Below are 7,255 nucleotides of genomic sequence, written 5' to 3'. Positions count from 1 at the left end.
TTGGGCGCGCCGAGGTCGTCGCGGTTCAGGTTGGCGGGGCTGTGGTTCTGGATCGCGTGAATCTCAATCAACATGGTTGCTCCCTTCTTCTTCGTCGAGGTCGTCTTCGACGTGTTGGATCTCTTCCCGTATGCCGAGGTAATGCCTGGCCCATTCGCCACGTTTGGATCCGTGTTGCCAGTAAGACAGGTCGTCGGTCAGCTTCACCCAGTCGATGCCGAGACTTTCTTCGGCAATGACATCGAGCGCCCAGCGCAAGTGCGGCTCGATGTCCGAAATCGAACAGGTGAGCAAACGATCCACGGCGGAGCGAAACCGCCGGGCATCCCGGTCTTGCCGGGGCTCACATCGACTCAGTTGGCGCGCGAGCGTCGAGCCGGACAGATCGTCGAGGGGCCGCGCCGCGTAGAGCTTCGCGATCAACCAGGCGACCTCGCGCTTGGGAGCTTTCTGTGTCTTTTGCCGCAGCGGCCACCACAAGCCGGCGAACAGGTCGAAGGCGTCCACCGACTCGTCGAGTCCTTGCCCAGCGTGCGATCGCAGCAGGCCGAGATCGCCCACCTTGAGCGAACGTAGCGTCTTGATGTAGTCGCGCGTTGCCTTCACTTCGCACCGCCTTTCTTCATCGTCTTGCCTTTCGCGCTCTTGGGTACGGGGCTCATGTCGGGACGAAATGCGGCGATCTTCGCCCGTCGATCGGTGGCGGCGATGGTGAATCCGGGCGCGAGGGAGCGGGCGAGAGACGACATGAACGGGCGGACGACATCGTCCACTGCGGTGTTCACGCCATCCTCTGTTGACATCAATTCCGCCATGCGCACGGAGACCCAATGCTCGACATCCGGGCGCACGGACTTCAGCGCGGTCGCTACCTCGGGCAGCTCCTTATTGCTCGCGGCTCGCGATGTGCCACGCGAAACGGAGCGCGAGACGGCTTTCGCGAGCCCATCACCCCACGCTTCCCACCCCCGCGCGTTCGCCGCCATCGCATTCGGATTTGAGTTCGACGAGCCCAGACGAACCGTCCGTTCCCAGACATCGATGTACTTCATTTGGTGCGTGGCGAAGGCGATGATGGCGAAGTCGCGATTAATATCGTCCGAATTGAGCTCGGACGCGTCTTCCTGTATTCGTGCGAAGAGGTCGGGCCAAGGCCGGTCCATTTTGAAGCGCTTCGAGGCCGTCAGGTCGGCGGCTTTCTTTAATATTCGCTTTGCACCCCGTTCATAGAGCACGTGAGGATCGTTCCATCGGTCGTTCTCTAGGTCACCCGCGGATTCGAAATCGCACGTTCGAACGACCTGCGAATCATGGCGTCCGCAGTGATCGCAGACCTCCGGGTTGTCTGAGAGAGCGTGGAGCCAAACCCGCCGAGACAAGACGGTCAAGCCCGTCAGCGTCGGCACCTCTTTGCCGGGTTCGGGACGGACTTCGGGCCACAGCCACGCGGGATCTCCAAGCAGCCCGCGGTCGATCCAGTTCATCCGCAGGGTCTCATCCAAGTTTTTTCCCTGCGGCATGACATAAATCGGCGGCGAACCATTGATACCGGATTTCATATTCGGCAAACCGGAAACCGAGAATAGCGGGAGGCGGACGAGACCCATCGCACAGCAAGACGGGCACAAGCCCTGCTCGCCGTCGGTCGAGTGATGAAAGTGCCAGAAATTGTTTCCTGTCGGGATTTCTTGAATCAGATCGGTCGTCGGTCGCGGACGCTTCGCTCCGGGGTCTTGGTAAAAACGCGCTCCGTCTCCGAAGAGGTTGAAGTGCTCACGGAGGTCGGCAAGTTTCGCAAGCCAAACTTCACTGGAATCGGTCTTGGTGCCGCGCTCACGTTCCGGATTCCCACGGCACCAATAAAGGAGCGCAAGCAGAAAGCGGAAGACGGCAAACCGGTCCATCGGGTTCGGCGCGGCAAGCTGCCGAATGTCTTGTGCCTCGGCGAGAGCCCGCAGCGCCCCGACGCGCTCATACGTGCCGTTGTGGCGCAGGATCGGAATCCACGGATCATCGATCAGGTTGAAATTCATAAATGCGTCCCCGTCGTCGGCGTTGCGAACCGCTCAGCGAATCATCGCGTTGCGACACATGTCCGGAGTTCCGCACGGATACTCGACGATCTCGGGACTCGGCGCAAGCATAATTTGTGTGACGAATTACGCTAGGGTGTTTCGCGATGACGCGAGTTCCCGAATCAGGTTCTCCATCCTTCGGGAACTCGCCAAATTGTTCATTCGCGCGCGTGAACTCGCGACGGCGCGATCCAAGGCAGGGCGAAGATCGCCCCCTACAACCCCATCTTCCCCGGATTGAAGATTCCGTCGGGGTCCATGAGCGTCTTCACTTCGCGCATCAGGCGACGCAGGCCGGGATCGATACGATCCTCGAGTTTTCGCCACGCCCAGATCGGCGTTTTGTACATCACGAAGCCGCGTGCGGTGGCGAGTTCGAGTACCTCTTCATTCACGGCGCGCACGCGGGCGATCTCATCGGGTTTCGTTTTGTCGAAGATCGTGATGAGGCGGAAAACAATGAAATGTCCGCCGCGCATCGGGCGGCTGACGATGAGGGGCGGGAAGCCGTGGCGCTCCATGACGGCGACGCCCGCCTCGACCGCATCGATCATGCGCGACATCGGGCCGTAGGTGCCGATCCAACTGAGCCCGCCGCCGCCGTGGTCGGTCAGGAATTTCAGGTCGGTCGGGAAATCCGCAAACGGCGAGAGCGCCGGATTCACGCGGATCAGCGTCTTCACGTCCATCGGCTCCTCGAACTTTTCGCCGGTCGCCGCCACGTCGTTCACGATGCGGTAGAGGATGTCCTTTTTCGCGCGCATCTCGGCCTCGGTCTCGGCGGTGAGATCGACGTAGAGGAAAAAGCGCGGCTCGTCGGGGTCGGGCACGGGGTTGGGGTATTTCACGCCCATCATCATCTTGGCCGACGGCCAGGACAGCCCGCCGATGTCGTCGCAGATCTCGGCGCGGCACAGGCGCGCCATCGCCGTGTAGGTGCCGCGCGGAGAGTAGGTGAGGATGAAGATGCGTTCGTTGAGCGGGTGCGCCGGCCAGAGCTGAAACGCCATTTTGGTTGCGATGCCCGTCGTCTGCTGCCACGCGACGAACATGCCCGTCACGCCGGGGAACGGTACGCACGCGAAGGGGATATCGGACAGCGCCCAAGCGCCGGTGCGCAGGAGCGAGCCGTCGGCGCGCACGACCTCGAGTCCGCTGATCCACTCGGACTGATCGCCGTATTTGAGCGAGCGATTGGTGAGCCCGCCCATCAGCGCGTTGGCGAAGACGGAGGTGTGCGGCGGCGCGAGCGAAAACCCGAGCGTGAGCGACGGGTTGTGCGCGGCGAGGTGGTCCTTCATTTGTTGCTGCGTCACGCCGGGCTCGATGACGGCGTACATGTCGGCGTCGCTGACGTCGAGGACGCGGTTCATGCGCGACAGATCGAGCACCACGCCGCCGGGCGACGGAATCGCGAGGCCGCCGACGTTGGTGCCGGCCACGCGGGCCGTGATCGGCATGCGTCGCTCGGCGCACGCGCGCACGATGGCCTGGATCTGCGCGGTCTCGGTCGCGAAGACGACGCACGCGGGATCGACGGCGTCGATCTCGGTGTAGTCGTCGCGGTAAGGCGTGAGCGCGGCGGGGTCGCGCATGACGTTTTCGGAACCGACGATTCGTTCAAATACGTCCAGCATGGGTCACCTCGTTTCGCCGGCCTGTGGTTCTCGGACTTGTGGTTCTCGGACTTGTGGTTCTCGGACTTGCGGTTCGCGGACTTGCGGTTCGCGGATGAGCGGCAGGATGCGCAGCAGCACGAAAGGGTTGCCGCCGATGCGCAGCTTGCCGGCAAAAAACGCGCGCACCATCCCCTGACGCAGCACGACGCCGAGCAGCGCGGTCATGGTGCCCGCGACGCGGGCTCGCGCCGATGGGCTGTCGCCGCGCACGATCGTGAGCCGGCCGCCGCCGAAACGCAGCGTCACGGCCATGTCTCCGGCGCGCACGGCCACGTCGCCACGCAGGGATTTCGCCGCGGCGTAGCGCCGGTCGTCGCGCAGGCTTTCGGACAGCAGGCCGCGCATGAGCAGGCCCAGCAGGTTCATGTTGACGGGGTCCTCGACGACGACGCGGTCGTCGGGCGCAAGATTTGGTTGAATATCCGACATGACATCGCCTTTCATTGCATCGCAATTCGAAACATCAACAGACGGCGCGGGCCGCCCGCGAAACTTAGCGCAATAATCCGCCGAGCAACACGGTCGCTTGCGGTTCGGATTCGAATGAATAAATCGGCTCGTCCCAGCCGTTTGCGCCCGTGACCACGTCGAGCCTCGCGGGGCGCGTGTCGATGGTGCTCATCCACAGCGGCACGTCGGCCGCGCCGTCGCCGTCCAAGTCCCACGGCCACTGCGCGTACGCGGTGTCGCCCTGCTCGCCCGAATCGAAGGCCGGCGCGGCGGGCAGATCGTCGTACACGCGGATGCGGTGCGCGTAGGCGAGCGCGGGCGCGGTGCTGTATCCGTTCGCGACCGTGAACGCTTCGTCGTCGCCGTCGCCGTCGAAATCGAAGACGTACGCGGTCAGGTTCAGGTGCGCCGAAGCGGCCTGAAGCTGCGGCGTCTTGGCGACGAAATCCGCGAAGGGCGCTTCGTACCAGTAGAGCTGCGCCCAGCCGCCGTCTCCGGCGACCTCGAACGCGAGGCCGAATCCCGCGTCCATCCCAAACAGCGGCGCGGGTTCGAGGTGCCCGGGCGGTCGACGCGCGCCGATCGCGCGGATCGACGTGTAGTCGCCGGTGAAGGTCTCGCGCGCCTGCCAGAGCGTGGACGAAGTGCAGATGTCGAGTTGGTACGGGTCGCCGGGCAGATCGGCGAAGATCGCCAAATCCGCCGCGCCGTCGCCGTCGATGTCCTGCCCCCACGAGACGCCGAGCCGCGTGTCCGGGGTGTACGAAAACGCGCGCAGCACGTCTCCCGCGTCGTCGCGGATTTCCACGATCGACTCGTCCGGCGCCTCGATCGCGAAGGCCACGGCGTACGCGCCCGCGAAATCGGCCGGAACGCGGTTCGTCGCCGTTACATCGAACGCGCCGAGCGCGCGCGTCTCGCGACGATCGGGATCGGCGATTTCGAGATCGTCGAGCGTAGATAGATAGACGTAGAAGCTGCCCGGCGGGTCCTCGCCCCACGCCGCGACGATCAGATCGCCCTCGTCCTTCGCATCGGCAATCGCTTGCCCCCATGCGGCGCGGCGGGGCAGGGCATAGAGCGCGAAGTTCACGTCATCGAGCGCTTCCGGTGTCAACAGGCCGGAAATCGGCCACGCGCCGCCCTGCCGGCGAAACCCGGCTACGCGGCGGCGGCCGGTCTCGTAGTCCTGCAGGCGCACCGGCAGCTCGGGCACGTCGTCGAAATCGGTGTCGATGAGCGAGCCGATCGTCGCGAGCTCGCCGTCGAACTCAGCGATCTCGCTGCCCTCGCCGAGCGTCGCGGGATCGATCTCGACAACGCGCGAGAATGCGTCGTCGGCCGAGATGTAGAGGAGCGACGCGACGATCTCGGCCACACCGTCGCCATCGAAGTCCTCGACCAGAATCGACGCCGTGCCGAATTCGTCGAGGTCGATGGAGGGGCCGGACCGCACGACGGCGAGCGACGCGGCATCGACAAGGCGCACGCGCAGGTGCGCGCCGTCCGCGTCGCGCCAGACCTCGGAGAGCACGGCGACCGGATCGCCGCCCGGTTCGACGGTCGCGGGGACGTAGAGGACGCGGTCGTCGGCGAAGGGATCGGTGTCGTCGTCCGCGTCGTCGTCGGTCAGGTCGTCATCGGAGAGATCGTCGTCGGCGAGATCGTCGTCACCCGCGTCGTCGTCCGCGTCCTCGTCGTCGCCGGGGGATTCGTCGTCGCCGCCTTCCTCTTCGTCGTCGTCGCCCCACTTGCAGGCGAGCGTGGGCGCGGTCGCCGCGACGACGAGCGCGGCCAGAACCAGCGCGAGCACGAATGTCCGATTCCGATCCAACCGACACCCCCGAACGCGCAAGATCAAACCACGCGCTCGCCCGGGGCGTCAAGGAAAATCGGGGATGACGGGGGGCGTTCGCTCAGATATCGAGACGGACGATGGCGCCCTCTCGTGAAATCGTGGGATTGGCGGTTGGTCCGTGACCGCCCGCTTCGCGATCCCCGAATGCAAGTACGGAAAATACCTGAGTATTCCATGTTGACATCAAATTTCTTGACGGGGCGAGGTCTTGAGGCGTATCCTGAGTTTGGTTCTTGACGGCGCGAAAGTTCGTTCAAAATAAAACACGAAAGGTATCTGAAATGCGAAGAGGGTATCTGATCCTGATGGTCGCGGCGGCGCTGTCGTTCGCGCTCGTCCCCGGCACGGCGCGTTCCCGCTCGGCGGGGATGGTGAGCGTGACGAACTGGGACTCGAACTGCTGTGCGTCGTGCGCCGACGTCCCCGAATGGAACAACATGATCACGAGGTGGTACAACAACATCCAGCACTCGAAGCACGGTGCCCAAGCCTACGACGACTACAATATCTACCGGATCGACAGCACGATCAGCCAAGACTTGCTGACCGACGATCCAGAGCCCGGCCACAACGACGACGAGTGGATCGACGGCGTCAACGTCGCGATCGTCGGGATGCACGGTGGCGAGCATCCTTCCCATTTCTGGCGCGGTCAGCCTCGAGTTACGGGTGTTTATGGCGAATGCTCTGTTGAGGCTACAGAGATGAAGGTCGGCGACCTGTACAACAACAGCCTCGTCCTCTCGTCCTGCCACTCGGTGTGTAAGGAGTACTTCACCTATTGGTCGAACTGGGACGTGATGTTCAACGGCACGCACCAGATCGACGGCTTCCACGGCGTGATGTGGATCGACGAGGATCTGCGCGACAACTACGCCATGCTCTCCGACGACGGCTTCGATATGCCCGTCAAGCTCTCGTTCATCGACAACCTCTACAAGGCCGACGACTGGTACGTCGACGGCGTCTCGGTGGATCAGTGTCCCATTCCGGTCTCGGCGGGAGCGTTCGCGAGCCAGGCCGAGTTTCATCGCGACAACTATGACTACGACTCGTGGGACTTCGATCCGAGCCTGTCCCGGATTCCGTTGAAAGTTGAAAAGGGAACGGCGGTTGCCTACCGTCCGGGTTGCGAGACCTGGACGACCTTTTCCAAGGAGGACCGCCGTGAAGGGACGATACCAAAAAGGGAC

The 7,255-nt window shown here is 63.6% G+C and carries 6 protein-coding genes; 1 reads left to right on the top strand and 5 read right to left on the bottom strand.

All coding sequences use genetic code 11. From position 1 onward, the window contains the following. Nucleotides 1-63: 63 nt before the first annotated feature. The 5 genes from IT350_21135 to IT350_21115 form a co-directional block, all read right to left on the bottom strand. The gene (locus IT350_21135; protein ID MCC6160566.1) at nt 64-606 is read right to left on the bottom strand and encodes a type I-E CRISPR-associated protein Cse2/CasB; all 543 of its coding nucleotides are present in this window, start codon (nt 604-606) and stop codon (nt 64-66) included. Next, nucleotides 603-2,033, bottom strand: a complete 1,431-nt coding sequence (gene casA, locus IT350_21130; protein ID MCC6160565.1) for a type I-E CRISPR-associated protein Cse1/CasA — start codon at nt 2,031-2,033, stop codon at nt 603-605. Before casA ends, IT350_21135 begins: the two co-directional genes overlap by 4 nt. 257 nt (nt 2,034-2,290) lie before the next feature. Continuing rightward, a complete protein-coding gene (locus IT350_21125; protein MCC6160564.1) occupies nt 2,291-3,712 on the bottom strand; it encodes an FAD-binding oxidoreductase in 1,422 nt (473 codons plus the stop codon). A 3-nt stretch (nt 3,713-3,715) separates the two neighbouring features. After that, nucleotides 3,716-4,183 carry an SCP2 sterol-binding domain-containing protein gene (locus IT350_21120; GenBank protein ID MCC6160563.1) on the bottom strand — a complete coding sequence of 156 codons (468 nt, stop codon included), beginning with the start codon at nt 4,181-4,183 and terminating at the stop codon, nt 3,716-3,718. A gap of 64 nt (nt 4,184-4,247) precedes the next feature. Further along, entirely contained in the window at nt 4,248-6,038 is a 1,791-nt protein-coding gene (locus tag IT350_21115) for a hypothetical protein (GenBank protein ID MCC6160562.1), read from the bottom strand. 305 nt (nt 6,039-6,343) lie between these two features. Between IT350_21115 and IT350_21110 the strand changes: the two genes are divergently transcribed. Beyond that, on the top strand, nt 6,344-7,255 hold a 912-nt coding region (locus IT350_21110), incomplete at its 3' end, for a hypothetical protein (GenBank protein MCC6160561.1).

This window comes from Deltaproteobacteria bacterium (assembly GCA_020845895.1).
Taxonomy (GTDB): Bacteria; Lernaellota; Lernaellaia; order JACKCT01; family JACKCT01; genus JADLEX01.
The sequence above is the reverse complement of the archived record's forward strand: the minus strand, read 5'-3'. Positions and strand labels throughout refer to the sequence as shown.

Coding starts and splice junctions, on each gene's coding strand:
- casA (MCC6160565.1), bottom strand. CDS start 2,033: ATGAATTTCAACCTGATCGATGATCCGTGGATTCCGATCCTGCGCCAC.
- IT350_21125 (MCC6160564.1), bottom strand. CDS start 3,712: ATGCTGGACGTATTTGAACGAATCGTCGGTTCCGAAAACGTCATGCGC.
- IT350_21120 (MCC6160563.1), bottom strand. CDS start 4,183: ATGTCGGATATTCAACCAAATCTTGCGCCCGACGACCGCGTCGTCGTC.